The 558-nt window shown below is 72.4% G+C and carries 1 protein-coding gene; it reads right to left on the bottom strand.

All coding sequences use genetic code 11. From position 1 onward, the window contains the following. Positions 1-496: ATP phosphoribosyltransferase regulatory subunit (locus VP06_RS32805; RefSeq protein WP_048468016.1), on the bottom strand; the 496-nt coding region annotated here is incomplete at its 3' end. Positions 497-558 lie beyond the last annotated feature (62 nt).

Raw genomic sequence — 558 nt, 5'->3', positions numbered from 1 at the left:
TGGCCGCCGGCTGGACGGTCAGCGCATCGAGGAGCGCGGTGATCAGCCCCATATCGCCGAGGCGGACCTGGTGGTCGCGGGCCCCGAGCCGGTCGAGCCCGTCGAGGGCGAGGCCGAGGATCTCGGCATCGGCCGCCGGCACGTCGGTCCGGCCGATCGATTCGATGCCGGCCTGATGGAACTCGTCGGGCTCGGCCGCCCGCAGGCGGAAGACCGGCCCGAGATAGCTGTAATCGGCCGCCTGCCCATCGGCGACGGCGCGGTGGTGGCGCCCGACCGGAATCGTGTATTCGGGCCGCAGGCAGAGTTCCGCCCCGGCCCCGTCCTGGGTGATGAAGATGCGGCGGCGGATGTCCTCGCCGGACAGTTCCAGAAAGGGCTCGACCGGCTGCAAGACCGGCGGCTCGACCCGCGCGTAGCCCCGGTCCTCGAACAGCGCCAGAAGCGCCTCGTGCGCCGCCGCCGGCCGGGGGGCCGCGGCTCCGTTACCCGTCATTGGTCACAACACCTGCAAATCTCGGACGGCCCTGTAGCAGCCGCAGGCGGGCTTGGCGACCG

The sequence above is a fragment of the Methylobacterium aquaticum genome (assembly GCF_001043915.1).
Lineage (GTDB): Bacteria > Pseudomonadota > Alphaproteobacteria > Rhizobiales > Beijerinckiaceae > Methylobacterium > Methylobacterium aquaticum.
Note: the sequence above shows the minus strand (reverse complement) of the source record. Positions and strands in the feature narration are given on the sequence as shown.